Source organism: Kribbella sp. NPDC005582, assembly GCF_040605415.1.
Taxonomy (GTDB): domain Bacteria; phylum Actinomycetota; class Actinomycetes; order Propionibacteriales; family Kribbellaceae; genus Kribbella.
Genome location: NZ_JBEXCU010000002.1, coordinates 1,132,662 through 1,158,181, shown reverse-complemented (window position 1 = coordinate 1,158,181; position 25,520 = coordinate 1,132,662). Strand labels below are relative to the sequence as shown.

The following is a 25,520-nucleotide window of genomic DNA, read 5'->3' as shown; positions in this document are numbered from 1 at the left end:
CCCGCGGGCTCACCAACCTGCGTGTGGGGTTGTTCGACGTACGGTCGGCGCGTGGGGTGCACGCGCCGACCGCGGGGTCAGGCCAGGGAGTCTTCCCAGGCTTGGTGGAGGCCGGCGTAGTTGCCGCCGGTGGTGATGAGGAGGTCCGGGGGACCGTCTTCGAGGATGCGGCCGTGTTCCAGGACGAGGACGCGGTCGGCGGTCTCGACGGTGGAGAGACGGTGCGCGATGACGATGGCGGTGCGGTCCGCGAGGATCGTGCGGAGCGCGCGCTGGATGAGGCGTTCGCTGGGGATGTCGAGGCTGGAGGTGGCCTCGTCCAGGATCAGTACGGCGGGGTCGGCGAGGAAGGCGCGGGCGAACGCGACCAGCTGGCGCTGGCCGGCGGACAGGCGGCTGCCTCGCTTCTCCACCTGGGTTTCGTAGCCCTGGGGGAGTGCGGTGATGAAGTCGTGCGCGCCGATCACCTTGGCGGCCTCGACCACCTCGTCCATGGTGGCGGTCGGCTTGCCGAAGCGGATGTTGTCGGCGACCGTGCCGGTGAAGAGGAAGTTCTCCTGCGTCACCATCACGACGCGTTCCCGCAGGTCGTCCTCGGTCAGGTCGCGCAGGTCCTGGCCGTCGAGCAGCACGTGGCCGCCGGTCGGGTCGTAGAAGCGCGACACGAGTTTGGCGATGGTCGTCTTGCCCGCGCCGGTCGTACCGACCAGAGCCAGCGTCTGACCGGCCGGCACGTCCAGGTCAAGACCCGGCAGCACCGGTACGCCGTCGACGTACTGGAACTGCACTCCGCGCAGCTCGAGGTGTCCCCGGGCCGCGGCGGGCTTCACCGGCTTGATCGGCTCCGGTACGTCGGGCTCCTCGTTGAGCACGCCGGACAGCTTCTCCAGCGCCGCACTCGCGGACAGGAACGTGTTGTAGAACTGCGAGATGTCCTGCAGCGGCTCGAAGAACTGCCGCAGGTAGAGCAGGAACGCGGTGAGTACGCCGACGGTGACGTGACCGTGATAGGCCTGGTAACCGCCGTACGCGAGGATCGCCACGATCGTCACGTTGCCGACGCCCTTGATCGACGGCATGAAGACCGCGTTCAGCCGGAACGACTCGTAGTTCGCCTCCCGGTACTGCTCGTTGACGCCGGCGAAGATCTCCTCGTTGCGCGGCTCCCGGCGGAACGCCTGGACCGCGCGGATGCCGGTCATCGACTCGACGAAGTGCACAATCACCAGTACGACGGCCTCGCGCGTCCGCCGGTACACGATCGCCGACCGCTTCCGGAACCATGCCGTCAGCAACAGCAGGATCGGGAACGACAGCAGCGCGATCAGACCGAGCCTGAGGTCGAGCACCAGCAGCAGGATCATCGTGCCGAACAGGGTCAGTACGGCGGTCACCAGACCGTCGAACCCGTTCGCCAGCAGCTCGTCGATGACGCTGACGTCCGAGGTCAGCCGCGAGATCACGCGACCCGACGTGTACTTGTCGTGGAACGCCGGGCTCAACCGCTGGAAGTGGTCGAAGACCCGTCGGCGCAGGCCGAGCAGGATCGTCTGCCCGAGCCGGCCGGACCGCATCAGGAAGATCTGCCGGGTGAACGCCTGCAGCAGCGCGCTCACGAGGACAGCGATCACAACCGTGATCAGTGCTCTCGGTCCGTCACCGGCGAGGATCGGCGGGATGCCCTTGTCGATCCCCAGGTGGACCAGGTACGGCACCGCGAGCCGGGCCGCGTTCTCGATCACGACGATCGCGACCAGGACCCAGATCAGTTTCTTGTACGGCCGGAGCAGCTCCCCGAGCAGCTTGCGGGAGTCCTCCTTGAGCCGCACGGTCGTTGCCTTCGACAACTCCTTGGAGCCCTCGTCCTCGTACACCCCGCGCCAGGACCGCTGCGGGTTGTCCGGGTCGTCCTGCTGAGGAGGTGTTTGCTGGGTCGTCGTCATGCATGCACCTCCTCTTCCTCTGCCGCCAGCAGATGCCGGTACGCCGGTACTGTCGCGAGCAACTCCTGATGCGTACCGACGTGGGTGATCGTGCCGCCCTGCAAGAGCGCCACCTGGTCGGCCAGCATCACTGTGGACGCGCGGTGCGCGACGACGATGCCGGTGGTGTCGGCAAGCACTCTGCGGAGCGCCTCCTCGACCAGAGCCTCGGTGTGGACGTCCAGCGCGGACAGAGTGTCGTCCAGCACCAGAACGGCCGGCTTGGCGAGCACTGCGCGGGCCAGTGCGAGCCGCTGCCGTTGACCGCCCGACAGCGACATGCCCTGCTCGCCGACCCGAGTGTCCAGACCCCACGGGAGGTCGTTGGCGAACTCGGCCTGGGCGACCTGCAGCGCCTCCTGGATCTCGGCGTCGGTCGCGTCCGGGCGGCCGAGGCTGAGGTTCTCCCGGACACTCATCGAGAACAGCGTCGGGTCGTCGAACGCCGAGGCGACCGCCGTCCGCAGCGAGTTCAGCGTGAGGTCGCGGATGTCGTGCCCGTCGATCGTGATCCGGCCGGCGGTCACGTCGTACAGGCGGGGGACCAGCGCGGTGAGCGTGGTCTTGCCGGATCCGGTGGCGCCGACCAGAGCCAGCGTCGTACCGGGAGTCAGGTCGAGGTTGATGTCGTGCAGGATCTCGGCGGAGTCGTCGGAGAACTGGAAGCCGACGTGCTCGAAGCGGAGGTGACCGCGCGAGTTCGTCAGCTCGAGCGGACCGGACTTGATCACCGAGTGGGTGTCGAGGATCTCGCTGATCCGGTCCGCCGCGGTCATCGCCTCCTGCGCCATCGCGAGGATGCCGCCGAGCGACGTGACCGGCCAGACCAGGGACAGCATCAGCGTGATGAACGCGACCAGCGTGCCGAGGGTGATCGACTCCCGGCCGACCGCGAGCGCGCCGAGCAGCAGCACGATCACCAGCGTCAGGTTTGGGATGACGCCGAGGAAGCTCCAGAACCGAGAGGCGAGCCGGACCTTGTCGACCTCGGTGTTGTAGAGCGTGATCGCCTCGTCGTCGAACTGCCGCTGCACGTGCTGCCGGCGGCCGAACGCCTTCACGACCCGGAAACCGAGCGCAGACTCCTCGATCCGGGTGGCCAGGTCGCCCTGCTGGTCCTGGACCTGGCGAGAGATCTTCAGGTACTTCTTCTCGAAGCGCATGGAGACCATGACGATCGGTACGGCGGCCGCGAGCACGACGATGCCGAGCGGCCAGTACAGCTGCAGCAGCAGGATCGTGACGACGGCCAGCTGCAGGATGTTCATCACCAGGAACAGCAGGCCGAAGCCCATGAACCGGCGGATCGTCGAGAGGTCCGTGGTGACCCGGGACAGCAGCTGACCGCTCTGCCACCGGGTGTGGAACTCCATCGGCAGGGACTGCAGACGGACGTACAGGTCGTGACGGAGCGACGCCTCCAGGTCGGAGACGGTGCGGGACTGGGCCATCCGGCGGATCCAGACCAGCAGGACTTCGGCGATGCTGAGGCCGAGGGCCAGGAAGGCCAGCGGGACGAGCAGGTCCAGCTCACGGCGGGTGACCGGGCCGTCGATGATGGACCGGGTGACCAGCGGAACGGAGAGGCTGACGCCGACACCCAGCATGGCGGTGGAGAACATCAGCACCAGCCGCCAGCGGTGGGGCCGTAGATAGGGCCGGAGTCGCCAGAGGTTGCGGCTGCGCTCGGGTGTTCGGGGAGAAGGGGCTGCGATAGAGGGAGCTATGACAGGGGCTGGTACAGGGTGCTCAGAAGGCATCTGGACGGGCGCACTTCCCATCATCACTAGGCAAGGGGTTCGCGACCGGAAGACGGCGCACTTTCCAGTATCGCTGAGTAGGTAAGCGCTTGTCGCGGCAATTCCATTCCCCGTGGATGAATTACAGCTTGTTGCAATAGGCCACTGCCGGGCCTAGGCGGTGACCACCGTCACAGTCATAACGAACCGCGATAGGTGGCCGGTTCGGATTGCACCTTCCTGCAATCCTCGCTCGGTGAAGGGTGAGGTTCGGAAGCTGTGGGTGGGGCAGTCGGTGTCTGCGGCCGGGAGCTCGATCACCACCGTCGCGCTGCCGCTGGTGGCTGTGCTGACGTTGCAGGCGTCGCCGCTGCAGATGGGGTTGCTCTCGGCACTCACTGTGCTGCCGCATCTGGTTTTCGGTCTGCCCGCGGGGCTGGTGGCCGACAGAGTGTCGCTGCGGCGGCTTCTGGTCGGGGCGGACATGGGCCGCGCCGTACTGCTCGGGTCGATCCCGGCCGCTGCGGCTGTGGGTGTGCTGACGATGGGCCAGCTGTACGGCGTCGCCGTACTGGCCGGAGTGCTCACTCTGCTCGCGGATACGGCGGCTCAGACGCTGCTGCCGGCGCTGGTGCCGCGTGCGGAGCTGATACGGGCGAACAGCGCGTCCCTGCTCACCACCAACGTGGCGACGACCACCGGACCGTCCGTGGCCGGATTTCTGGTGCAGGCGGTGAGTGCGCCGTTCGCGATCGTGGTGGATGCCGTGTCGTTCGTTGTGTCGGCGGTCGCGGTGTATTTGATCCGGGAGCCGCAGCGTGTTGAGTCGGCGGAGCGGGCGCCGGTCCGGCTCTCGACCGGGTTGAGGGTGCTGTTCGCCGACCGTGTGCTCGGTCCGCTGACCCTGTCGGCGACTGTCGCGTCGTTGTTCGGGGCGATGCAGGCGCCGCTCGTCGTGCTCTACCTGGTCCGCGAGCTGCACTGGTCCCCGGCGTACGTCGGTATCGCTCTGACCGCATCCGGAGTCGCCACCGTGGTCGGGACGCTGCTCGCCAGCACGTGGTGCAAGCGGGTGGGCATCGGCCGGGCCTATCTATCGGGGCAGTTCCTGTCGATTCTCTCCGGCGCCGGACTGGCAACCGGGCTCACGCCGGTCATCTACTTCGGGCAGATGATCGCTGGGTTCGGCATGGCGCTGTTCGGTATCCCGCAACGCACACTGCGCCAGTCCCGCATCCCACCGCATCAGCTGGGTCAGGCCACTGCCACCTGGCGCACCCTGGTGATTGGCGGCCAGGCGCTAGGTGCTGCGTTGGCCGGCGTACTCGCAACTGAGCTCGGCCTGCGTTCCACGCTCGTGCTCTCCAGCGCTGGCATGCTCATCGGCGTACTGATCGCAGCACTCTCACCACTCCGCACGATCAAGGAGATTCGATGAAGCTCGAGCTTTTGGAGAGCCTGCGTCGTAGTCGCGCGGAGGTGCTGGCTGCCGTCGACGGGTTGTCGGAATACGACCGGCGGCGGCCGTTGGTGCCTAGCGGTACCAACCTGCTCGGGCTGGTGAAGCATCTGGCCGGCGAGGAGCACGGGTATCTGGGGGAGTGTCTCGGGTACGAGCCTGCGCTGCGGCCGAGCTGGTTTCGCGACGACCCGTATGACGAGAACGACATGTGGGCCGAGCCGGACGAGTCCACCGACTACATCACCACCGTCTATCGAGAGCTCGCCGCTCACTCCGACCAGGTGATCCTGTCGCTAGAGCTCGACAGCCCGGCGAACGTCCCGCACTGGTCGAATCCCCAGACCACACTGGGGTTTCTGCTCTTCACCATGGTCACCGAGACCGCACACCACGCCGGCCACGCCGCAGCGCTTCGTGAGCTGGTTACTGGATCGGCTCGTTGACCGCACCACCGGAGGTCCAGTCGAGGTCGGTGAGGATCCGGTCGACCGTCTGCTCCAGCGTGCTCTCCACGCCGATCACCTGCTCGCCGGGGACTCCGAGTAGGTCGGTCGTCCGGTACCACTCCTGCATCTGCTCCGCGGTGACCACCTTCGACAGCTCCCGCGTCGAGTGCCGCCGGATCGTCTCCTCGAACGGCAACTGGAAGTAGTACGCGCCACTCACGCCGGCGTGGTCGGCGATCAGCTGCCGGAGCATGTCGCCGTACGTCCGGTTGTTCAGAATGCCCTCCAGCACCACGTGATACCCGTGGTCCAGCGCGTACCGCACGGTCAGATCGATCAGTCCCACATTCGGTTGCCCGAACCGATCGTGCTCCCGCAGCAGAATCCGCCGTACATAGTCCTGCTCCACCCACGCCACGCCGTACCCGAGCCGCCGCCGGAGCTCCTGCGCCGTACTGCTCTTCCCCGACCCCGAATTCCCCCGCACCACTACAAGGCGCGTCGTACCATCCCCGATCTGAGCCACCGGACGACCCTAAGCCAATCCCGCGAACGCCGTACCGCTCCCAAGCCGCTGACGAATAATCTCCGCACACTCCTCGGCACTCAGCACCGACGTGTCCACCTCGACGTCGTACACGCCTGGCGTGTGAACCTCCTTGTGCCACAGGCCAACCGGGTCCACGACAGCACCGTCCTGCTTGTAGCCAACGCCACCCCACGTCGCCCGCCGGCGCTGCAGCACAACGTCGACCGGGCAGTGCACCCCGACGAATAGCACCGGCAGACCTTCCAGCCGGCGGGCGCATGCCGGGAGGATCCCGAGGGGCGTCGAGTACGAATCGTGGTGCACGGCATCGACCACGACGTTGAGACCGGCTCGGCTGTGCGCGGCAATCGCGTCGTACAGGGCGGCGTACAAGCGCACGACCAGCGGCTCGAGGTCAGGCCGTTCGCCGCCCGGCCGGAGGCCGATGCCAGGCCGGTACTGCGGCGGCGTCATCGCCTGGAAGTGGTCGACGCCCAGGTTGATCCACACGCCCTCGAACGTGTTCTGGATGACACTCGCGATACTCGACTTCCCCGCCCGCGGCGGCCCGTTGAGGATCACGATCTGACCGGGTTCGCTGTGCACTTGGCGACCGTCGTACGGAACTCGAAGACCGCCGCGTCGGCGAGCGGCACGTCGCTGCCGAGATAGACCAGCGCACTGGAGAAACGATCCTCGGCGAACAACTCGGTCCCGTCCGTGGCAAGGAAGCGCGCCCGGGCGCCAGGCTCACCGGTGACCGGGTTGGTCATCGCCGAGAGCGGCAGCTCCGCGACCCCTTCCTGAACCACCGCACCGATCGAATATGTCACCTCGACCTCAGGCAGCGCAGCGCGCAGCCCGTCGAGAGGCGAGACCACGGACGACGGAACCACGGTCGCGCTGCCGCCGCCCTGGGTCCGCGCGTCCCGCGCGTTGTGCCCGATGACCGCAACCCGCTGGAGTGCAGCCGCGTTCCAGGGCAGGTCGTCGGCGTTGCGCAGCAGAACCGAGCCCTCGGCCGCCGCGGATCGCGCGAACGCGAGCGTATCGACCTCCGGAACCTCAGCCGGCTTCTCGAATCCTTCGAGCGCGCCAACCCGGGCGGCCAGCGCGAGCAAACGCAGCACCTTCCGGTCGACGGCCTCCTCCGAGACCTCGCCCGACCGCACGGCGTCGACCAACGCGTCTCCCCACGCCCCGACGGGACCCGGCATCGCCAGGTCCTGCGAGTGCTTCGCGCTCTCCACGCTGCGTACGGCGGTCCAGTCGCTGACCACGACGCCGTCGAAGCCCCACTCACTGTTCAGCGGCGTCTCGAGCAACTCGTTCTCCGACGCGGTTGCGCCGTTGATCGAGTTGTACGCGCTCATCACCAGCCAGGCCTTCGCATCGACGACCGCCTTCTCGAATGCCAGCAGGTACAGCTCGCGCAGCGCCCGCTCGCTGACCACGACATCGGCGGTGAAGCGATCGGTCTCGAAGTCGTTCGCGACATAGTGCTTCGGCGTCGCACCGACACCAAGCTCCTGTACGCCGGCCACGTAGGCGGCAGCGAGTCCCGCCGTCAGCACCGGATCCTCGCTGAACGCCTCGAAGTGGCGGCCGCCGAGCGGCGATCGGTGCAGATTGATCGTCGGGCCGAGGACGACGTCCACGCCCTTACGGCGTGCTTCGAGCGCGGACACCACGCCGTACTGGTGGGCGACGGCCAGATCCCACGACGACGAGAGCGCCGTTGCGGACGGGAGGTTGAGCGACGGATCCCGCTCGTCCCACACCGGGCCCCGGACGCCGCTCGGCCCGTCGGACAGGACCATCGACCGCAGGCCGATCGTGGGGAGCGGGTGGGTCGACCAGAAGTCCTGACCGGTGAGGATCCGGACCTTCTCCTCGAGGGTGAGACGACCGAGAAGCGCGGTGAAGTCATCCATGCAGTGCACTGTAGGCGCGAAAACCGAGTAGTGCTAGGTTTTGAGCCATGCCAGCAAGAGGCCCGTACGCGAAGGGGGTCGCCAAGCGCGAGGAGATCCTGACCAAAGCCCTGGAGGTGATCGCCACGCAGGGCTATCGCAGGACGTCCACCCGCGAGCTGGCGAGTGCCGTCGGGCTGAGCGAGGCCGGCCTGCTGCACTACTTCGGGTCGAAGGAGAAGCTCTTCGAGGAGGTCCTGCGAGCACGCGACCAGACCGACACGGCGAGATTGGGTACCGAGGCCGACGCCGTCGGCAAACTGGCGGCCATCGTGCGTCACAACTCCGGCGTACCGGGTCTTGTCCAGCTGTACTCGACCTTCTCGGCCGAAGCCGGCGATCCGCAGCACGGCGCGCACGAGTTCTTCGTCGAGCGTTATCAGCAGCTGCGGCACGCGTTGACCGAAGCCGTTCAGGACCGGCAAACAGCCGGAACGATCAGTACGGCGGCCGATCCGGAGAAGATCGCCACGCTGCTGATCGCCTTGTCCGACGGCCTGCAGATCCAGTCGCAGTTCCAGCTACCGAACGAGCCGGCTGACCTCCTCGACCACTTGCTCGAGACGCTGCGGCCGTAACTGTCCCCAGGCGGAGCCGAGTTTGGGGACCGGTCCCGCGAGGGCGGCGGTACAAAGTTGTGACGCTCACCTCTCGGAGGTACGACGATCATGACTGTCACCACGCTCTCCCAGCGAAACGGTTCGCACCAGGCAACTGCACGGGGTGGAGTTGCCGCATTGCTGGCCGATGCTCACGAGGAGGTCATCGCGATCAGCACGCTGACGCCGACCGGGGCGATGTTCGGGCCGCGCGATGTCCGTCCCGGCGTTCGGTACCGGGCGCTGTTTCCGGACAGTGCCCGGACCGCTCCGGCGTTGTCGCGGCGGCTCGGCGCGCTGGCGCTGGCGGGTGTGGCGGTGCGGACGACGCCGGTGGTGGCGATGAACGCGCTCGTCATCGATGGGCGGACTGCGGTGCTCCCTGCGGACAGCGCCGACAACACGGTGGCCGTACTGCGGCTGAACAGCGTGGTTGCCGCCGCGACTGGCTTCTTCGAGCGAGTTTGGCCTGATGCGGTGCCGTTCGGCGACACCGATGTCGTCATGGCGGCGGAGCTGTCCTGGCGGGAGCAGGAGGTCCTGCGGTTGATGGCTCTCGGCTGCACCGACGAGCATGCTGCGGCGCAGTTGGGGGTCTCCGTGCGGACCATCCGTCGGATGGTGGCGCAGTTGATGAACCGGCTCGGTGCGCGCAGCCGGTTCCAGGCCGGGGTGAAGGCCGCCGACCGGGGGTGGTTGCTGGACTGGCTGTCCTGATGGCCGGATCAGGCGCCGGGGTTTTCTCCCAGCTCGAGCCACTCCAGGTCCATGGGCACGATGCTGGTGGACTGCACGAGCTCCCAGATCAGGTTGACCGTGAGGGTCAGTCCGACCGGTTCGCCGACCTCGTCGCGGCGCAGCCCGGCGACACCGGCGTCGGAGAGTCGTTGCCGCAGGCGCGAAACGATGTGTTCGACCCGCTTGACGGTCCAGGTCTCTTGCGGTCGCAGTTCGGCGAGCTCTGCCGCCGCTTGCGCCCTGGTCAGCGGCAAGGGCTGTAGATCATAGGCAAGGTAGCGCTGGGCAAGCACCGTCATCGTGAGGTGTTCTTCCGGGGTCAATCGCCAGCGCTTCGGCGGCACGGTCATCTGGCTCGGCCGAGGTTGGGTGGCCCGGCCATCGCCGTCCGAGACCAGCACCTCCAACAGATGCTCGCGGTGGCGGTTCCCACGCAGGAAGAGCGTCGTGTACCCGACCGCCAGCGGGAGCGGCTCGCCCCCGGTATGCAGCAGTACGGCGTTCGACACCCGGATCGGAAGCCGGCCGTGATTGCGCAGCCACCAGCGCCCACCCTGATAGGTGATGGTGCCGTGCACCCTGCTGATCCGTACGTCGTTCTCGCCGATGCACAGGTCGACGGCCAGCCGGTTCCGCCCGAAGCTGATCTCGGCATCGGGAGCGGGCGGCACGACGAGGTTCTCGGTGACCGTCAGGACACTCAAGGTGCCCGGCTGCGGTTCCTCAGGGACATGGCGAAGGCTGCGGAGCTGGTTGAACTTCGCCCGGTTGGGTGTCGGCTCCATGGTCAACGAACGTCCGGAAGTCGCCGTACGACGGCCTCGGCGGCGGCCCGCGTCTTCGCACAGACAGCAGCCTGGTTCGGAGCGTCGGTATCAACCAGCTCGACGGTAACCACCTCTTCGCGCTTCGGCGCCGTGCCCTTCAGGACCGGCAGCCTCGGCGTGTAGAGCCGGTGAACCACCATTGCCGTACAAGCGGCCTTGTTCTCGGAGTCGGGGATCAGCCGCGCGTTCCGGTTGCCGACCTTGATGACCGTGCCGCCCCACTCGTTGTCGGGTTCGATCGGCCACTCGCGAGTGAACTTCGCGCTCAGCTCGCTCGACTCTGCCTCCCAGCTGCAACCCCAGTGGCCGAAGTCCGGAACTGGCTGACCACTCGCGCCGAGTGCCTTCCCGGCCTCAGCGGCGTCGATCAGCTTGCAGGCGTCAACCTTGTCCAGCGAGTTCGCGGGCAGGTCCGCTCGGCGCGCCGGCGGGCCCTTCGACAAGACCGCCATCACGTCCTGGATCAGCGACTCCGCGAACGGGCAGAGCTTTGCTCGCTTCGCCTTGTTGATGCGGAACGTCGTGATGGTGAGCCGGTTGGTGTCAGGCAGGGTGACGGCCCGGTCGCAACTGCCTTCCTTCTCGTCCGACCGTTCGATCTCACCCATTTGGCCGGGCACAACCGGGCGCGATGGATACTCCTCCGGGCCGGTGAACTCAAGCGCGGTCTGCACCTGGCCGGTGCCGTCTTTGAGCGTGCTCGAGATGACGCAGCTGGCGTAGTTCCGGACCTCAGGGTCGACGAACGCCTCGCCGAACTCACGCAGCGCGTCCGCGGGGATCAGCGCGCAGGGATCGGCAGCCGTCGGATCGGGCCCGAGGCTGATGGGATTCGTCGTGGCCGCCTGCGGTGTCGTGCCACGCGGCAGCAGCCAAGCCAGCAGTACGGCGCCCACCACGACGACTGCCGCGACCGCGGTCAGGACCGTCCCCCGCCGTACCGATCGGAGGTGCCGCTTCCAGGATCGGCGCGGAACATCGTTCCCCTGGAACAGCCCGGCGGCCTCCGCGGCCGAAGGTCGATGCGCCGGGTCCGGCTCCATCAGCGCATCGAGCAGTGGCGCGAGCTTCCGTGCGTGCCGGTAAGGGAGCGGCGTGCCCTTCGCCGCCCGCTGCATCTGCGAGAACGGCCCGTCGGCGCCATCACCCCACGGCGATCCGCCTTCGACCGCCGCGTACAAAGTGGCGCCGAGCGAGAACACGTCGGAGGCCGCGGTCGCCTCCGAGCCATTGGCGACCTCAGGGGCGACATAGCCCAGCGTGCCCGTCAGCTGCGCTCCCCCGGTCTGCGTGACCTCGGTCCAGCGAGCGATTCCGAGATCGGTGAGCTTCACGACATCGTCGTCCGTGACGAGCACGTTGGCCGGCTTCAGATCGCGATGCACGATGCCACGCTCGTGAATCGCGACGAGCGCCGTTGCCAGCTGAGCGCCGATCGCGAGCACCCGCGCCTCTGGCAGCGGACCACCGGTCTCGATCATCCGATCCAGGCTCGTCGCCGGCACATACTCCGTCACCAGCCACTGCGTGTCCCCGTCGACAACCGTGTCGAAGACCGCCACCACGTTGGGGTGCAACACCCCGGCGCCCACCTTGGCCTCGCGGCGGATCTGCCCGATGGTCCCCACGATCGCCCGCTTCAGCGCCACCTCGCGGCCCAGTTCCTGGTCGACCGCGCGCCAGACAGAGCCCATGCCGCCTTGGCCGAGTTCTTCTTCGAGGCGGTAGCGACCGGCGACAAGCGAGCCAGGATCCATCGGCTTATCGTATCGGTCCGAAACCGCCCAGACACGAGGAGCTAGCCGGATTGTGCTCTGGCGTGCGCCGGATGACAGAAAAGCTTTGTCGGTCTCTTGACGCTCCAGGCTCATACCCGCACACTCGTGGACATCCCACCGCAACATCGCCGTCATCGGCGAGTTACGGAAAGGACAGAAAAGCTTTTCTACCACGAGGAGTTGCGGGCACTGTGAGGCACACGATCCTGGACGTGGCGAAGCTGGCGGGGGTATCCCCGGCGACTGTGTCGCGGACGCTCGGCGGCACCTACCCCGTGGCCGGCAAGACCCGAGCGCGCGTGATGCGTGCGGTGGAAGAGCTGGACTACGTGGCGAACGGTCACGCGCGCGCCTTGCACGGCACCGGTACGGGCGTGATCGCGATGCTGTTGTGGGACATCTCCAGCCCTTCGTTCGGCTTACTGGCCTCGGGAGTAGAGGAGGAGGCCGCACGTCAGGGCCGGTTGTGCATGGTCTGCACCACCAACGGGGATGTGACCCGTGAATCCGAAGCCATCGACCTGCTGAGGGCCCAAGGTGCGGAGGCTGTCATCTTGGTCGGTGGCGCCGTCGACGACGACGCCTATCGAGCGCGGATGGATCGCTACGCCCGGCTCCTCAGCTCCGCCGGAACGCGTCTCGTGCTGTGCGGGAGGCCGCCCGCGGCCGGGTCCGCAGCCGACGCTGTGGTCGTTGACTACGACAACGAAGGCGGCGCGTACGGCGCGACCGGGCATCTGCTGGATGCCGGCCATCGGCGAATCCTGTTCCTGGGCGGCGTTCCGGGCCAGAGCACCGCCGAGGGCCGCAAGGCCGGCTATCTGCGAGCGCTGGAGTCGCGCGGCATCGAGCCGGATCCTGAACTGCTCGCAACCGGAGACTTCCAGCGCGATCCCGGCTACCGAGCCGTCCGCGCCGCTTTGGCGAAGGGGACGTCGTTCACAGCGGTCTTCGCCAGCAGTGATCTTGTTGCCTCCGGCGCCTATCTGGCGCTGCGGGAAGCAGGACTCGACGTCCCCGGTGACGTGTCGGTGGTCGGGTACGACGACATCCCGCTCGCCCTGGACCTGTATCCCAAGCTCACCACTGTCCGCGTTCCGTTCGAGGAGGTCGGTCGGACGGCGGTCCGGCTGCTGCTCGATCGCCGCCCGGACGAGCCCGCGCAGCTGACGCTCGGGACCAATGTGGTCGTGCGTGGCTCGGTCGGACCGCCCGCCTCGAGCCGGAGCTGAAGGAGACCTACGTGAGGCTTACCCGAAGAGGACTGCTCGGCGTCGGCGCCGCCGGCGCGATCGCCACGCTTCTCCCCCGGACCGCGGACGCGGCGCCGACCGGCTCCACGGCGGCAGCGGTCCATCCCCGGATCTACACCGACGCCGCCCAGCGCGACGTACTGATCGAGAAGCTGACCACAGCCGACTGGGCGAAGCAGTCATTGGCTGCGTTGAAGGCTGCCATCGATCCTCTCGCGAACCGGCACCAGACCGACCCGGCCTGGATCCTGTCGCGGATGTCGATGTTCTGGACCGAAGGCCAACGCTTCACCCAGCTCTATGTCGCCAAACAGAACTTCGCTCGCGGCGAGGGCAACGCCCCGGTGCCGACGCTGCGCGTGGACCCGACGCGAGCCTGGAACACCAACAAGAACGCGCCGCTCGGCCAACGACTGCCCTACAGCGGTGACGGCTCGATGATCAACACCGCCGGCCAGACGATCCCCTACTTGAGCACCGGACACATGGTGCGGACGAACAACGAGGAACTGCTCGCGATCGCGCAGCAGGCAGCGTTCCTGCACTGGGTCACCGCGGACGAGAAGTACGCCAAGCTCGGCGCGGACATCTACTGGCAATGGCTGCTCGGCGTCTACTACATGCAGCCGATGCTGGATCCGGCCAAGTCGCTCGGCGGCCCCGGCGGCTACGCACCTGGCGGCATCGGCGGCTACTACGACTACGAGGTCATCCACGATCCCATGGGTGGCCTGGCCGCTCCGGTCTACGACCTCCTCTACGACTACCTGCACGCTCACCCCGACCCGCACGCGGTGGCGATCGGCCGCACGGTGGCCGAGTTGTCGACCGAGGTCTTCAAGCGGTTCATCGAGATCGGCCTGGTCCGCGGCGGCTTCTCCGGCAACTGGAACGTCAACGGCTGGGGATGCATCCTGCCGGCCATCCTGGCCCTCGAACCCAACGACCAGTACGCCGACGGCAAGGGCCGCGAGTACTACCTGCGCGGCTACACGACCGCGAGCAGCCCCTACCACCAGTGCCTGCCGGATCTGTTGCAGGAGTACGACCAGGTCACCGGCCTGTGGCACGAATCGCCGGGGTACTCGTTCGGCACCATCTCGACTCTGGTCGACTTCGCCGTACCGATCGAACGGGCCGGGTTCGACACGATCAGCGGCAACGCGATCATGCAGAAGGCAGCACTCGCGATCGTGCCGTGGCTCGATGCCCGCGGCAACACCGTCGTCTTCGGAGACGGCCGCGGCGGATCGCCGGGCTACCTCGCCTTCGAACGGCTCCTCACCTACTACGTCGGTCACGGCGACACCACGCGGGCGGCGCAGGTGGCCGAGGTACTGCGGAATGCCGTCGCTGCCGGGCAGTACAGCCGCACCACGACGAGCTGGACCAACCTTCTGCTGAACGTCGACCTCGACGCCGTTCCCACCGGCGGCGCGCGGCCGGCCGCCGTACGGACGGCGTACTCCGCGCATCACCGCCATGTCACCTTGAAGAACCGCAACGACGTGGCATCCGGTCTGATGGCGACCATCTACGGCGGTCACAACGCGGCCGACCATCTCAACCCCAACGGACTCGCCCTTCAGCTGTACGGCCAGGGCTGGGCACTCGCGCCGAACGCGAAGGCCTACGAGTCCTACTGGACGGCCGATTACAAGTACCACAGCGGTCCCGCGGGAGCCAACACCATCGTTCCCGGCTACACCGCCGGTCCGATCACCATCAACGCCATCGAGCCCGCCGTACCGGGCGATGCCTTCACCAACACCACCGAGATCTCGCCGCACGTGCAGTTCGCGGACGTCTCGGCCGCGGAGAAGCGTCGCCAGGTGACGATCGTCCGTACGTCGGAGACGACCGGGTACTACGTCGACGTGTTCCGCTCCGACCAAGCCGACAACGACTACCTCCACCACAACCTCGGCAACAGCCTCACCCTGTACGACGGGGCCGGCGCGGCGCTGGAACTCAACCCGGCAACGGATCTCGGCACAGCCGGCAATCCCGGCTACTCCTACTTCACCAACATCCGCAGCATCGGCCACACCGGTGATCTACGGGCACGCTGGCGCATCGACGCCACAGCCAGTACGCCGGAACTCGGCATGGACCTGTGGATGCTGGGTCAGCCGGGCCGCACGATCTACGCGGTCGACGCACCGCCCACCACGGTCGGCGACACCGTGACACCGGCCGGCGTGAACAAGTCCCCGCAGGCCACGCCCACACTGATCGTCCGCCAGACCGCGAACAACGCGGCGAGCGCACCCTTCGTCGCCGTCTTCGAGCCAACCCTGCAAGACCGCCGTTCGCTGCAAAGCGTCACAGCACTCGCATCGACCGCGACCTCCGTCAGCCTGAAGGTCGTCAGTAAAGACCGGACGGACTACGTGTTGAGCTCGTCCGACGGCGGCGCCCAAGCGCCCCGCGCAGGCATCGACTTCACCGGCACGCACGCCGTCGCAGCCGAGACCTGCAACGGATTCGAGTTCCTCTACCTCGGCTCCGGCACCGACCTTCGGCTCCACGACTACCGTCTGACCGCCCTCAGCGACGTACCGATCGCCGCCGGACTCACCCGCACCGCGACCGGGCTGCAGTACTCGGCCGCCGCCCCAGTAGCCGTCACCTTGCCGCTGCACGGACATGTGGCGAAGGCCAAGGTCCAGTACCGAACCAGCACCGGGTTCGTCACCGCGCCGAGCACCGTCGACCGGCGCCGCCAGACCATCACCGCACAACTGCCCGCGGGTTACGACATCGCACTGCGCATCACCGACCACTGACCGCCTGCTGGAGCTCACCCTTTGGAGAGTCCGCTATGCCTACCGCCCCCTCGTGCGCCCCGCTGCTTCTCGCCCTCATCGTCTTCGGTGGAGTCGTGGAATCCGACTTCGAGGACGGCAACATCTCGCCGTTCTCGATCTGCACCACGCAGAGCCCGAACTACGGCCAGGCCGCACCGTACAACGGCTCCAAGGCCATGAAGTTCTACTGGACCCAGGTCGGCTACGACGGCACCCGGATGGACCGCGGCGCCGAAGCCTGCAGCGACCTGAAGGTCTACAAGGAAGGCTGGTACGGCTTCAAGTTCCTGCTCCCCGCCGTCGGCTACCCGCGCGACAAAGCCGCGATCATCGGGCAGATCTTCAACCTCGGCGGCTGCAGCTCCTGGGCAGGAACACTGGAGGTGAAGAACAACGAACTGTGGCTCAACCACCGCGGCGCCTGCGCCGGCGCGACCAGCACCCGCCTGGACCCGAACATCCCTCGCGACGTCTGGCGGTCCGTCGTCATCCACTACGTCGTGTCCAAGGCGAACGCCGGCCGGATCGAGGTCTGGTACGACGGCGCGCCACGTTCCGCCCCGACGTACCGGGCCACAGGCATCAACTTCGCGTCGTGGGGCACCTACGACGGCGACAGCCTCGCCAAGATCGCCGACAACCACATCGGCCTCAAGTTCGGCATGTACTGCTACGACGACGCCCACTACACCGCCGGCGAGAACCGCACCTTGTACTACGACAACGTCAGCCAGCTCGACGGCAATCCGAGCAACGCCTACGACCTGGTGAATCCGGATGACGCCTCTCAACGGCGATGAGGCCGTACCGGCGCTGCTGGCCAGCAAGAACTCCGGCGGCACCTACCACGGCCCCATCAGCCTGCGTCAGAACAGCTCGAACCTCCATCTGGTAACCCTTACCGGTCCATCCGAACCCGCACTCCTCCGCGCCGCCGCGACCTGGCTCGCGGAGCATCCCAAGGCCGTGCTGATCGGGCTCAACTGGCACGACGCCCTGCTCGGCCCACGCAGCAACCTCGACGTGCTCCCACCTGAGCACCGGCTCGACATCACCGTCCGGCTCCCCCAGCGCGACCGCTTCTAGTACCGCCGTCAGCGGCCCTCGTACGCGCCGACGTCGTACCCGTTGCCCTGCGGTCGCGCGATGCCGTCCCGGTCGGTCGCCGGGGCGCCCGAGGCACGGCCGGTGTCGATCGCGGGCGAGCCCGCGCGCAGGTGGAAGTTGCCGTTGCCCGGGTCGACGAATCCCGGATCGGTGGTCAGGTTGTGGTCGGCCCGGAACGATCCGCCGATGCCCGGCTGATTGCCCGCGAAGATCGTGTTCCGTACGACGTTCCTCGAGCCGCTCACCTCGGAGGCGCCGACGATGCCGGGCTTCGCGTTGTTCGCGATCGTGTTGTTGACGATCGAGATCCCGGAGATCGTGCCGCTGCTCTCCTTCCAGAACGAGATACCGCCGCCCGCATTGCGGTACGAGACGTTGTTGACCACGCGGATGTTCTGCGCCTTCCGCGACTCCGAATAGTCCTCCACCGCGATCGCGATCCCGGCCTTCGTCGACTCCTTGGCGCCGTACGTCGTGTTGCCGTTCACCTCGACGCCGGACGACGAATCGACGTAGATGTTCGGGCCGCGGTTGTCGTGCACGAGGTTGTTCCGGATCACGCCGGCCGCGTGGTCGCTGTACTTGGCGTCGATCCCTTCCTCACCGTTGTCGTGCACGTGATTGTTCCGTACGTCGAACCGCGTACTGAAGGCGATCGACAGCGCCTCGTTGTCCGCGCTGGTGCCCTTGTCGTTGTTGTGGTGGATGTCGCAGCCGTCGACGACCAAGTCGCTGCTGTTCACCAGCACCAGTCCACCGTCGGACGACGAGGACACCTCGCACCCGGTGAAAGTGATGTGCTTCGTTTCGTTGCCGTAGACACCATGAGCCGGCGACTTCGTCACCCCGATCCCGTCGAACTTCAGCCACGACGTGCCGTCCAGGTTGAGCAACCCGTTACCCGACTTCAGTGTCTTGTCGCCGTCCAGTACGACGCGCGCTCCCGCCGCAGCCCGATAGGTGATCACCCGCCCCGCCGCCCCGCTCTTCGGCCTCAAAGCCTCGCGATAGACACCGCCCGAGATCAGGATCGTGTCCCCGGGCTTCGACACATCGGCCGCCGCCTGAATCGTGCGGTACTGCGCCCCTGACTTCCCGACCGTCAACGTCCGCCCGCCGGCGGACGCCGTACCGGCACCGGTCGGTGCGACACCGAGAACCAGCAGACCGGCCATCGCAACCTCAGCCAGATGTCGTCGTTTCATCCACAGTCCTTGCGCTAGCGGCCATTGGCCGCCCAGTCTCCCGCCGTCCGCGGCAGTTGTGCCGACGTTGGCAGGTTGCGGTCACCGAGTCGCTCCCCCGCCTTTGCGCGTTTGGTCGTTGATGCTGACATAATGACATTGGGTGTTCGGACAGGCTTGGAGGAATGATGCAGAGTCTCGACCAGCTGGTCGACATCGACAGGTCGAGTCCGGTGCCGTTGTACTTTCAGGTCGCGCAGCGGCTGCAGGAGCTGATCGAGGCGGGCAAGATTCCGTCCGGGACCCGGCTGGACAACGAGATCGTGCTGGCCGAGCAGTTGGGGATCTCACGGCCGACGGTGCGGCAGGCGATGCAGTACCTGGTCGAGAAGGGGCTGCTGAGTCGCAAGCGCGGCGTCGGTACGTCGGTGGTCAACAACCGGGTCCGCCGCAAGGTCGAGCGGACGAGCTTGTTCGAGGATCTGCAGCGATCCGGACGGCGACCGCGGACCGAGGTCTTGTCGTGTGAGCTGGTGGAAGCGCCGGAGGAAGTGGCCACGGCGCTGGGACTCGAGCCGGGAACCGAGGTGCTCGCGATCGAGCGACTTCGGTTCGCCGATGACGAGCCATTGGCCATCCTGCGTAACCACATCCTGGCGGATCTCGACGTGACGGCCGAAGGGCTGGCGAGCCGCGGGCTCTACCAGTTGCTGCGCGCCGCCGGCACCGAGGTGAAGTCGGCCGAGCAGACCGTCGGGGCCCGGAAGGCGACGCCGGCCGAGGCCGGTCTGCTACATGAATCCCGCGGCGCGACGCTGCTGACAGTGCACCGAACCGCGTACGACGGCAGCGGGCGCCCGATCGAATTCGGGCGCGACCTGTACCGGGCATCGCTGTACTCGGTGGACATCTCCTTCGGTTTCGACTGACCGCCTCAGTGGCTGCGCTTCAGCATCGCGTCGGAGAGAGTGTCGGCGCACTCACCAAGCCGAAGACCGACGACATCGAGCCTCCGCAAGAGTTCCCGGCGTTTCAGTAGGTCGGTCGACAGCTCCTGCTCGAACAGCTTCGCTACGGCCATTTGGTAGAGCTGCCGCACTCTGCCGGCACACTTGCGAACCGCCAGCGTCGTCATGGTGACCTCGGCCGGCCGCCGCGAGACACTCCCGATCGCAGTCTGCAGAAGAGCCAGCCCCTCGGCGACCGCTGCCAGGATCTCACTGTCGGCGGTGTCCGGGAGTGCGCCGTACAGGTCGGTTTCGCGAACCAGGTCACGCAGGTTGTCCAGTACGTCGTCGACCGATCTGGACAGCCGGTAGAGATCCTCGCGGTCGATCGGGGTGGTCAAGGCCGTGGACAGTTCGCCGACCAAGACCGCCCGCAGCGAGTCACCGTCGTGCTCGACGTCGACCATTTCGGCACGGGCCTCGGCAGGGCCTATCTCGCCCCTGACCATTCGCGCGGTGAGGCTCACGCCGTCGATCGCCTTCCCTAGTTGGCCGCGCAGAGCCTCCAGTGCCCGATGATGTGTTCGGCCGGTCAGGTCGTCGTACAACCTACGGATCCTCATGACTTCACTCCGTTCACAACAAGCCCGATCAGTACGCCGCCCGCCAGCGCGGCAGGCAGTGTGACCGCCCAGGCGACGGCCAGCGGTGCGGTGTACTGCCATCGAATGGAACGCCGGCCGTCGTTCAGCGCCGCCCCGACCAAGCCGCCGGTCGTGGCCTGCGTCATGCTGACCGGAACGCCGAGACCTGCACTGCCGAAGACGGCCGCCGATGCCGCCACCTCGGCGGAGATGACATGGCCAGGACGCATCCGTAACAAGGTCGAGGTCGCCCCGCGGCCCACCCGTCGCAGGCTGACGGCGGCGCCGATCATGAAGACGCCCGCGATGGCGGCGACCGGCACGACCTGGGTTTCCAGCGCCAGTGGATAGCCGGCGACCCCGAAGGTCGTCACGGCTACGGCGTACATCTTCTGCCCGTCGTTCGCGGCGTACGCGAGGCTCTGACCGACGAAGGCGAGCAGCTGGACCGCGCTCGTCCAGCGCGCGACCCGCTGCACCGGCACCCGCCGTACGGCGCGGCCGAGCAGATACGCCACCGCCATCCCCACGAAGGGAGCAGCGGCACCCAGCGCGAGGACGAAGCCGAGGCGAGCCCAGTCGGGTGCGGAGCCGAGCCCGACCGCGGCGCCCGCGACCGCTCCGAGCAGCGCCAGCGTGATGCTGGTCGGGATACCTCGCCAGGTCAGGGCCAGAACGAGGCCGATCGCGACTCCGGTACCGACGAGAAAGATCAACTGACCATCGGTACCGGTGACATCGACGAACGTCGCGGCGACGCCAAGCCCGAAGACAGCAGGTCCAACAGCTACCGCGCACGCCAGCACGGTCAGGACCACTACGGACGAGGCGCCGCGATGCCTGATTCCCAAGGACAACAAGGCTCCACCGTCATTGGCGCCGCAGATGAAGACGAAGGCGATGGCAGCGGCTAGGAGGAGGAACGGCACAGGAAGCAGGCCTTCTTTCGGTGATCGCGACTCAGTCGTCGAGGCCGGTCTCGTCCGCGACGTCGTCCCAGCTGACGAACTTGAAGTTCGTGTTGGCGCGCGGCTCGCCGTCGTCGCCGATCACGTCCGGGGCGTTGAACCCGTCCTGCACGACGAGCAGTCCGTCCGGATAGGCGCTACCGAAGGACGCACTGGAGACCATGGCGCCATCACACTCCTCGGAACCGTCGACCGACGTACCGGGCGCGATCCGGAAGTTGGTCTCGAAGGAGTTGGATCCCTCACGGTCGTAGGCGACGAAGGTGTTGTCGCCCTGGCTCGAGGCCAGCAGGTACCCCTCACCATCGCCGTCGTCGAAGATGGTCAGACCTTCCACGTCGGCCGTGATGTGCGTCCCGCCGTACCCGGGATCGGCACCGGCCGTGCACTCGTCGGTCTCCGGGTCGTAGGTCCCGGGGACCCCGAACTCGCGGACCTTGTCCACCAGTACGGGGGTCCCGACCAGGTTGGCGTTGAGCTTCCAGATGCCGACATCCTCCTGCCCGGCGTACAGCTTGCCGGTGTAGCTGTCGACAACCATGCCCTCGACCTGCGGCGTCGACCCCGGCTCGTCGCAGGGTGCCCAGCTCGTCCCGTTCGGCAGCGTGAAACTGGCCGGGAGGTTGTAGCTGCGGACGGTGGTGTAGGTAACAGTTGCCCCGAGCACCTTCAGCTCGACGAGCTTGAGGGTGGTGTTGTTCCGCCGGCTGGCGATCGCGTAGTGCTTCCCGGTCGCCTTGTCCGTAAAGGCAGCCAGCCCGTACGCCGTGTTCTGGTCCTCGACCTCGGCCTCGGTCGCGGAGAAGACCCGGGGTACCGACGCCGCCGTCACATCGGTCAACGGTGTCGTCGTGCTGTTCGGGTTGATCCGGTATGTCCGGATCCGGTCGCGACCGCGGTCGGAGACGACAGCGACGTCGGCCTTCCCGTCGGCGAACTGCACACCGGTCAGCAGATCGACGTTGTTGAATCGGCCGCTCTCCGAACCGGGCGCCGGCGGAGCAGGCACCGGCAGCACCTGGAGCTGAGCACCGGCCAGGTTGTAGACCTTCAGACCGGCTTCCTTGGCGGTCGTGATCACCAGGCTCTTGGACGGGTGGGCGTTGTTGCGCCAGATCGCGGGGTCGTCGGCGTCGGCATTGCCGCCGGCGTCGTCGTCGAACTGGGCCGGCGTCTCGGTGACGGCGTGAATCGAGGGGATGGTCGTCTCTGCGTCTGCCGGCAGGCCGATCGCCGCAGTGGCGACGAGGCCCAGACCGAGCACGACCGGTAGGCGGAAGGAACGTCGGGGAGTTGACACCAGTACCTCCAGATCAGGCGGAGCGGTGAATGTGTGCTGGACCATACATCAGTATGTCCTTACCAACAATCGCCCAATCAGTACGTCCTTATGTCTTGACATAACGACGTAACCGAGTGAGCCTTTCTGCACCACGCCGAGGCTCTCGCCCGGTCAGATCCAGGAGGTATCGCTCATGGTCAGCCGTACCAGGACTACTCGCCGCCCCGCCGAACGCCGGCACCGGCTGCTCGCGGCCGGGGTTCTCGCCACGCTGGCCGTCGCCGCTTGCGCACCGTCCACGGCGACGCACGGCACGGACGCCACCGATGCCGCAGCCATTGCCGAGCCGGTGATCGACACCGCCTTCGACCTGGCCGCGTTGACCGCCGCCGCGAAGAAGGAAGGCTCGGTCACCGTCTACGACAGCACCGGCGACATCAAGAAGGTGGCCGAGGCGTTCGAAACGAAGTACGGGATCAAGACCACCGGCGTGAAGTCGGACGTCGGCGACACGCTGGAGAAGATGACCCGCGAGGCCCAGGCGAAGAACGTCACGATCGACCTGACTCTGTACGAGAACGGGCCGACGCTGGTCGGCCAGCTGCTCCCGCAGAAGACGGTCTATACCTGGATCCCGGCTGACGTCGCCGACCAGATCGACGAGTCGAACCGCAATCCGCTGATGGTGCTGTCCAAGGCGAACGTCTGGATCTACAACCCGGCGGTCTTCCCGCGGGGCTGCCCGGTCGACAATCTCTGGGACCTGACCTCGCCGGAGTGGAAGGGCAAGGTCACCCTGCAGGATCCGCTCGGCAAACCCAACATCGTCGAGTGGTTCAACCAGATGGGCTCGACGTACGACGAGGAGCTGCGAACGGCGTACAAGGCCAACAGCGGGCAGGACCTCAAGACGACGGAATCGTCCGCGGCCAAGGAATGGGTGAAGCAGCTCGCGAAGAACAGTCCCGTGCTCACCTCGGCCGACGACGACGTCTCAGCCGCGGTCGCCGCGCCGAATCAGAAGGAGCCCCGCATCGGCCTGGTGTCGATCGCGAAGTTCCGCGATGTCGCCGGCAAGGGCTACAAGATGAAGGTCTGCGACACCCTCAAGCCGTACGTCGGCTATCAGTACCCGAAGTTCGGCGCGATCGCGACCGGCTCCAAACATCCGAACGCGGCCAAGCTGTTCCTGCGTTTCGTCCTGACCGCGGAAGGCATCACACCGGAGATGGGCTCAGGCGGGATCTCCGGCAGCAACGCCGTACCGCCGAGCAAGAACAACCCGCCCGGGCTGAACGACTGGAGCCGGCAGCTGATGAAGTTCGACTCCTCGAAGCTGCTCGCGGACTTCCGGGACGCGCAGACAATGCAGGACCACTGGCGCCTCAACCATCGCTGATCCCCCTGCTCCCCGAAGGACTCCCCCATGGTCATCACCGATGCCCGCCCGGCGGTACGCCGTACCCGCCGCCGGCGTTATCGCCTGAGCGTAGCCCTGCACGAACCCACGCTGCTGATCGGCATCGTGCTCACGCTGGTCCTGCTCTACCTCGTGATCGCGCCGTTGATCGCTGTCCTGTCCGACGCTGCGCGCGTGCAGTTCGGCGACGAACCGAAGACCGGTCAGGCCGCTGGTGAGCTGACCGGCTACTACCTCTGGCGCGTCTTCCGCTCGCAGATCAGCTCGATCGTGTTCTGGGAGCCGCTGCTGAACACACTGATCGTGGCGGTCGGCGTGACCGCGCTGGCGCTCCTGCTGGGCGGCGTCAGCGCCTTCCTGCTCACCCGGACGAATGTTGCCGGACGCAAGTGGTTGTCCACCGCGCTGGTAGTCCCGTACATGCTGCCGTCGTGGACGTTCGCCCTGGCGTGGCTGGCGTTGTTCAAGAACGAGCGCTCCGGCGGTCAAGTCGGCATCCTGGAAGCCCGCGGCATCAGTACGCCGGACTGGCTGGCCTACGGCGCGGTCCCGATCATCATCTGTCTGGGACTCCACTACTTTCCCTTTGTCCTGCTGCTGTTCGGCAACGCATTGCGCCGGCTGGACTCACAGCTCGAGGACTCGGCCCGGATCCTCGGCGCCAGTCGCCGTACCGTGCTCGGCCGGATCACGCTGCCGCTCATGTTGCCGTCGCTGTCGTCGTCCACGTTGCTCGTCTTCGGGCGGATCCTCGGCACGTTCGGTACGCCGTACATCCTGGGACTGCCGGTCGACTTCAACCTGCTGTCGACCTCGTTGTTCGCCTCCGTCCGCAACCACGAGCCAGGCATCACCGCGGTGATCGCGACCGTGATCGTCGTCATCGGGGTCGCTGTCGTCCTGGCGGATGCCCGGCTGCTCCGTGAACAACGACGCTTCGTCACCGTCGGCGGCAAGGGCGCGATGGACCGGATCATCGAACTGGGACGCTGGCGCTGGGTCGCCGGTGGGGTCGCGCTGAGCATCTTCGTCTTCAGTGTCGTGGTGCCGGTCCTGACGCTGGCGCTGTCCACCGTGACGATCACGCCGGGTGTCTTCAAGGCGGAGAACTTCACGCTGAGGTACTGGCTGGCGCGCGATCTGCCCGATGCCCCGGGCTTCCCGCACGGCCTGCTCCGCGGTACCGAACTGCTCGATGCGGCCTGGAACAGCCTGCGGATCGTCGGTCTGGCCGCACTGATCTGCGGTCTCATCGGCCTCCTGATCGGGTACGTCGTCGTCCGCTCCGACGGATCGCGGATCGCGACCGCCCTGCGACAGGTGAGCTTCCTGCCCTACCTGGTGCCGGGCATCGCGTTCGCCGCCGCCTTCCTGTCCCTGTTCGCCGTACGCCGAGGTCCCGTGCCGGCCTTGTACGGATCGATCACGTTGCTGGTGATCGTGCTGGCGGTCACCCACCTCCCGTACGCGTCCAGATCCGGCATCAGCGCGATGACGCAGCTCGGACGGGAGCCGGAGGAGGCCGCGCAGATCACCGGCGCGGGCTGGTTCACCCGGGTGCGCACCGTCGTCATCCCGATCCAGCGCGGCTCGCTGGTCACCGGCATCGTGCTGCCGTTCATCTCCGGGATCAAGGAGCTCAGCATCGTGATCATGCTGACCACGACCGGGACTCAACTGCTGACCACGCTCTCCATCAACCTGATCGACTTCGCCTACGACCAGATGGCGAACGCCGTCGTGCTGGTCATCGCGCTGGTCGCGTTCCTGGCGACCTATCTCACCCAACGACTGACCCGGACCAGCTTGGCGTCCGGACTCGGAGGCTAGGC

The 25,520-nt window shown here is 67.0% G+C and carries 22 protein-coding genes; 11 read left to right on the top strand and 11 right to left on the bottom strand.

Annotated elements, in window-relative coordinates; genetic code table 11:
- Window positions 1-77: 77 nt before the first annotated feature.
- Window positions 78-1,943, bottom strand: a complete 1,866-nt coding sequence (locus tag ABZS29_RS17070; RefSeq protein ID WP_355462836.1) for an ABC transporter ATP-binding protein — start codon at window positions 1,941-1,943, stop codon at window positions 78-80.
- Window positions 1,940-3,604, bottom strand: a complete 1,665-nt coding sequence (locus ABZS29_RS17065; RefSeq protein ID WP_355462834.1) for an ABC transporter ATP-binding protein — start codon at window positions 3,602-3,604, stop codon at window positions 1,940-1,942. The genes ABZS29_RS17070 and ABZS29_RS17065 overlap by 4 nt, the downstream gene beginning before the upstream one ends.
- 373 nt (window positions 3,605-3,977) lie before the next feature.
- Between ABZS29_RS17065 and ABZS29_RS17060 the strand changes: the two genes are divergently transcribed.
- The gene (locus tag ABZS29_RS17060; protein WP_355462832.1) at window positions 3,978-5,159 is read left to right on the top strand and encodes an MFS transporter; all 1,182 of its coding nucleotides are present in this window, start codon (window positions 3,978-3,980) and stop codon (window positions 5,157-5,159) included.
- Entirely contained in the window at window positions 5,156-5,626 is a 471-nt protein-coding gene (locus tag ABZS29_RS17055) for a DinB family protein (RefSeq protein WP_355462830.1), read from the top strand. Before ABZS29_RS17060 ends, ABZS29_RS17055 begins: the two co-directional genes overlap by 4 nt.
- Here ABZS29_RS17055 and ABZS29_RS17050 read toward each other — a convergent pair.
- The 3 genes from ABZS29_RS17050 to ABZS29_RS17040 are packed head-to-tail and all read right to left on the bottom strand — an operon-like array spanning window position 5,607 to window position 8,092.
- On the bottom strand, window positions 5,607-6,155 hold the full coding sequence (locus tag ABZS29_RS17050; RefSeq protein ID WP_355462828.1) for a kinase: 549 nt from the start codon (window positions 6,153-6,155) through the stop codon (window positions 5,607-5,609). The two genes, ABZS29_RS17055 and ABZS29_RS17050, sit on opposite strands and share 20 nt — an antisense overlap.
- 9 nt (window positions 6,156-6,164) lie before the next feature.
- Window positions 6,165-6,764, bottom strand: a complete 600-nt coding sequence (locus ABZS29_RS17045; protein WP_355462826.1) for a chloramphenicol phosphotransferase — start codon at window positions 6,762-6,764, stop codon at window positions 6,165-6,167.
- On the bottom strand, window positions 6,737-8,092 hold the full coding sequence (locus ABZS29_RS17040; RefSeq protein WP_355462824.1) for a glycoside hydrolase family 3 N-terminal domain-containing protein: 1,356 nt from the start codon (window positions 8,090-8,092) through the stop codon (window positions 6,737-6,739). The genes ABZS29_RS17045 and ABZS29_RS17040 overlap by 28 nt, the downstream gene beginning before the upstream one ends.
- Window positions 8,093-8,139: 47 nt before the next feature.
- Here ABZS29_RS17040 and ABZS29_RS17035 point away from each other — a divergent pair, with 47 nt between their 5' ends.
- Both ABZS29_RS17035 and ABZS29_RS17030 read left to right on the top strand, forming a co-directional pair.
- A complete protein-coding gene (locus tag ABZS29_RS17035; RefSeq protein ID WP_355462822.1) occupies window positions 8,140-8,709 on the top strand; it encodes a TetR/AcrR family transcriptional regulator in 570 nt (189 codons plus the stop codon).
- 90 nt (window positions 8,710-8,799) lie between these two features.
- Entirely contained in the window at window positions 8,800-9,447 is a 648-nt protein-coding gene (locus tag ABZS29_RS17030) for a helix-turn-helix transcriptional regulator (RefSeq protein ID WP_355462820.1), read from the top strand.
- 8 nt (window positions 9,448-9,455) lie between these two features.
- Here the strand turns inward: ABZS29_RS17030 and ABZS29_RS17025 are convergent, their stop codons facing one another.
- Window positions 9,456-10,253: an FHA domain-containing protein gene (locus tag ABZS29_RS17025; protein ID WP_355462818.1), complete on the bottom strand. Its 798-nt coding sequence runs from the start codon at window positions 10,251-10,253 to the stop codon at window positions 9,456-9,458.
- Window positions 10,254-10,255: 2 nt separating this feature from the next.
- On the bottom strand, window positions 10,256-12,052 hold the full coding sequence (locus tag ABZS29_RS17020; protein ID WP_355462816.1) for a protein kinase: 1,797 nt from the start codon (window positions 12,050-12,052) through the stop codon (window positions 10,256-10,258).
- Window positions 12,053-12,264: 212 nt separating this feature from the next.
- On the opposite strand from ABZS29_RS17020, the gene ABZS29_RS17015 reads away from it, so the two are divergent.
- The 4 genes from ABZS29_RS17015 to ABZS29_RS17000 are packed head-to-tail and all read left to right on the top strand — an operon-like array spanning window position 12,265 to window position 17,222.
- Window positions 12,265-13,305 (top strand): LacI family DNA-binding transcriptional regulator, encoded by a 1,041-nt coding sequence (locus tag ABZS29_RS17015; RefSeq protein WP_355462814.1) that lies wholly within the window; start codon window positions 12,265-12,267, stop codon window positions 13,303-13,305.
- 11 nt (window positions 13,306-13,316) lie between these two features.
- The gene (locus ABZS29_RS17010) at window positions 13,317-16,115 is read left to right on the top strand and encodes a hypothetical protein (RefSeq protein WP_355462812.1); all 2,799 of its coding nucleotides are present in this window, start codon (window positions 13,317-13,319) and stop codon (window positions 16,113-16,115) included.
- 35 nt (window positions 16,116-16,150) lie between these two features.
- Window positions 16,151-16,936: a heparin lyase I family protein gene (locus tag ABZS29_RS17005; protein WP_355462810.1), complete on the top strand. Its 786-nt coding sequence runs from the start codon at window positions 16,151-16,153 to the stop codon at window positions 16,934-16,936.
- On the top strand, window positions 16,914-17,222 hold the full coding sequence (locus ABZS29_RS17000; RefSeq protein WP_355462808.1) for a hypothetical protein: 309 nt from the start codon (window positions 16,914-16,916) through the stop codon (window positions 17,220-17,222). The genes ABZS29_RS17005 and ABZS29_RS17000 overlap by 23 nt, the downstream gene beginning before the upstream one ends.
- 8 nt (window positions 17,223-17,230) lie before the next feature.
- Here ABZS29_RS17000 and ABZS29_RS16995 read toward each other — a convergent pair whose 3' ends face one another.
- Window positions 17,231-18,448, bottom strand: coding sequence for a right-handed parallel beta-helix repeat-containing protein (locus tag ABZS29_RS16995; RefSeq protein ID WP_355462806.1), 1,218 nt, complete (start codon window positions 18,446-18,448; stop codon window positions 17,231-17,233).
- Window positions 18,449-18,615: 167 nt separating this feature from the next.
- Here ABZS29_RS16995 and ABZS29_RS16990 point away from each other — a divergent pair, with 167 nt between their 5' ends.
- Window positions 18,616-19,356: a GntR family transcriptional regulator gene (locus tag ABZS29_RS16990; RefSeq protein ID WP_355462804.1), complete on the top strand. Its 741-nt coding sequence runs from the start codon at window positions 18,616-18,618 to the stop codon at window positions 19,354-19,356.
- A gap of 5 nt (window positions 19,357-19,361) precedes the next feature.
- Here the strand turns inward: ABZS29_RS16990 and ABZS29_RS16985 are convergent, their stop codons facing one another.
- From ABZS29_RS16985 to ABZS29_RS16975, 3 genes are read right to left on the bottom strand one after another with little or no spacing between them, the layout of a single operon-like run.
- A complete protein-coding gene (locus ABZS29_RS16985) occupies window positions 19,362-19,997 on the bottom strand; it encodes a DUF47 family protein (protein ID WP_355462802.1) in 636 nt (211 codons plus the stop codon).
- The gene (locus ABZS29_RS16980; RefSeq protein ID WP_355462800.1) at window positions 19,994-20,947 is read right to left on the bottom strand and encodes an inorganic phosphate transporter; all 954 of its coding nucleotides are present in this window, start codon (window positions 20,945-20,947) and stop codon (window positions 19,994-19,996) included. The genes ABZS29_RS16985 and ABZS29_RS16980 overlap by 4 nt, the downstream gene beginning before the upstream one ends.
- 31 nt (window positions 20,948-20,978) lie before the next feature.
- Window positions 20,979-22,286 carry a phytase gene (locus ABZS29_RS16975; protein ID WP_355462798.1) on the bottom strand — a complete coding sequence of 436 codons (1,308 nt, stop codon included), beginning with the start codon at window positions 22,284-22,286 and terminating at the stop codon, window positions 20,979-20,981.
- Between the two features lie 175 nt (window positions 22,287-22,461).
- Between ABZS29_RS16975 and ABZS29_RS16970 the strand changes: the two genes are divergently transcribed.
- Together ABZS29_RS16970 and ABZS29_RS16965 are read left to right on the top strand one after the other, a co-directional pair.
- Window positions 22,462-23,667, top strand: a complete 1,206-nt coding sequence (locus tag ABZS29_RS16970) for an ABC transporter substrate-binding protein (RefSeq protein WP_355462796.1) — start codon at window positions 22,462-22,464, stop codon at window positions 23,665-23,667.
- 27 nt (window positions 23,668-23,694) lie between these two features.
- Window positions 23,695-25,518 (top strand): iron ABC transporter permease, encoded by a 1,824-nt coding sequence (locus ABZS29_RS16965; protein ID WP_355462794.1) that lies wholly within the window; start codon window positions 23,695-23,697, stop codon window positions 25,516-25,518.
- Window positions 25,519-25,520: the final 2 nt, after the last annotated feature.

Excerpts from the sequence above, each read along its gene's own strand:
- ABZS29_RS17070 (WP_355462836.1), bottom strand. The coding sequence starts at position 1,943 with ATGACGACGACCCAGCAAACACCTCCTCAGCAGGACGACCCGGACAAC.
- ABZS29_RS17065 (WP_355462834.1), bottom strand. The coding sequence starts at position 3,604 with ATGTTCTCCACCGCCATGCTGGGTGTCGGCGTCAGCCTCTCCGTTCCG.
- ABZS29_RS17055 (WP_355462830.1), top strand. The coding sequence starts at position 5,156 with ATGAAGCTCGAGCTTTTGGAGAGCCTGCGTCGTAGTCGCGCGGAGGTG.
- ABZS29_RS17040 (WP_355462824.1), bottom strand. The coding sequence starts at position 8,092 with ATGGATGACTTCACCGCGCTTCTCGGTCGTCTCACCCTCGAGGAGAAG.
- ABZS29_RS17035 (WP_355462822.1), top strand. The coding sequence starts at position 8,140 with ATGCCAGCAAGAGGCCCGTACGCGAAGGGGGTCGCCAAGCGCGAGGAG.
- ABZS29_RS17030 (WP_355462820.1), top strand. The coding sequence starts at position 8,800 with ATGACTGTCACCACGCTCTCCCAGCGAAACGGTTCGCACCAGGCAACT.
- ABZS29_RS17025 (WP_355462818.1), bottom strand. The coding sequence starts at position 10,253 with ATGGAGCCGACACCCAACCGGGCGAAGTTCAACCAGCTCCGCAGCCTT.
- ABZS29_RS17020 (WP_355462816.1), bottom strand. The coding sequence starts at position 12,052 with ATGGATCCTGGCTCGCTTGTCGCCGGTCGCTACCGCCTCGAAGAAGAA.
- ABZS29_RS17005 (WP_355462810.1), top strand. The coding sequence starts at position 16,151 with ATGCCTACCGCCCCCTCGTGCGCCCCGCTGCTTCTCGCCCTCATCGTC.
- ABZS29_RS17000 (WP_355462808.1), top strand. The coding sequence starts at position 16,914 with ATGACGCCTCTCAACGGCGATGAGGCCGTACCGGCGCTGCTGGCCAGC.
- ABZS29_RS16995 (WP_355462806.1), bottom strand. The coding sequence starts at position 18,448 with ATGAAACGACGACATCTGGCTGAGGTTGCGATGGCCGGTCTGCTGGTT.
- ABZS29_RS16990 (WP_355462804.1), top strand. The coding sequence starts at position 18,616 with ATGCAGAGTCTCGACCAGCTGGTCGACATCGACAGGTCGAGTCCGGTG.
- ABZS29_RS16985 (WP_355462802.1), bottom strand. The coding sequence starts at position 19,997 with ATGAGGATCCGTAGGTTGTACGACGACCTGACCGGCCGAACACATCAT.
- ABZS29_RS16970 (WP_355462796.1), top strand. The coding sequence starts at position 22,462 with ATGGTCAGCCGTACCAGGACTACTCGCCGCCCCGCCGAACGCCGGCAC.
- ABZS29_RS16965 (WP_355462794.1), top strand. The coding sequence starts at position 23,695 with ATGGTCATCACCGATGCCCGCCCGGCGGTACGCCGTACCCGCCGCCGG.